The 1,044-nt window shown below is 65.3% G+C and carries 2 pseudogenes; one reads left to right on the top strand and one right to left on the bottom strand.

The features are described from left to right. A pseudogene (locus JCM25156_RS25965) lies at nucleotides 1-485 on the bottom strand (hydroxymethylbilane synthase); the annotation flags it as partial. Between the two features lie 71 nt (nucleotides 486-556). On the opposite strand from JCM25156_RS25965, the pseudogene JCM25156_RS17875 reads away from it, so the two are divergent. After that, nucleotides 557-1,044: pseudogene (locus tag JCM25156_RS17875) on the top strand (tRNA (adenosine(37)-N6)-threonylcarbamoyltransferase complex transferase subunit TsaD); the annotation flags it as partial.

Here is a 1,044-nt window from a genome sequence, read left to right as displayed (position 1 = left end):
CGGATCGGCCGGGTCCGGCTCGTCGCAATCCGGGCCAAGGATCAGCACATCGCGCGCATCCTCGCGCTTGAGCGTGCAGGCCAGCACCAGCCCCGGCGGCAGCGTGGTTTCCAGATCCTTGAGGCTATGGACGGCGAAGTCGATCCGGCCATCGAGCAGGGCGTCATGGATTTCCTTGGCGAACAGGCCCTTGCCGCCAATTTCCGCCAGCTTGCGGTTGAGCACCTGATCGCCCGTGGTGCTGATCTGGTGTTCCTGGAACGCCCCCATGTCGCGCAGGACCGGGCAGAAACGGGTCAGTACCGTCAGAAAGGCCCGCGTCTGCACCAGCGCGAGCGGAGACGCACGCGTTCCAACCTGAGCGGCAGCTTCCGCCTGTGGGGTTCGGCTTGTGTGGCTTCCTTTCGCTGGCGGGCAGCGGCCTCGGCCGCGACCTTTTGTAGCGCGGACGACGGAAACAGGGCGGATGGCTTTGCGGACTCCATTGCGCGTGTCTATTACCACACCACGACAAAGGAAAGATGACATTCGGCACAATCGGATTGTAAATTGCGCCATGCCCGACACCAGACAGCCCCCCCCCGAAATGCCAACTCCCGTTATGGCCATTGAATCTTCGTGCGATGACACCGCCTGCGCCATCGTTACGGGCGACGGCCGGATCCTGGCAGACGCGACATTATCGCAATCCGGCCATGTGCCTTTCGGCGGGGTCGTGCCCGAAATCGCGGCCCGCGCCCACCTGTCCGCCCTGCCCGCGCTGGTGCATGACACACTGAAGGCCGCTGGCCTGCGCCCGCACGAACTCGGGGCCATCGCAGCAAGTTGCGGGCCAGGTCTGATCGGCGGGCTGATCGTGGGTGCTGACATGGGCAAGGGCATGGCCCTTGCACTGGACAGGCCCTTCATTGCCGTCAATCATATCGAGGCCCATGCCCTGACCGCCCGCCTGCCCGGCATCGCCGCCAATGGCGCGCCGTTTCCCTACCTGCTGCTGCTGGTCTCGGGGGGGCACTGCCAGTGCATCGCGGTGGAAGCCGTGGG

This window comes from Komagataeibacter kakiaceti JCM 25156 (assembly GCF_000613305.1).
This window is presented reverse-complemented; position numbering and strand designations above follow the sequence as displayed.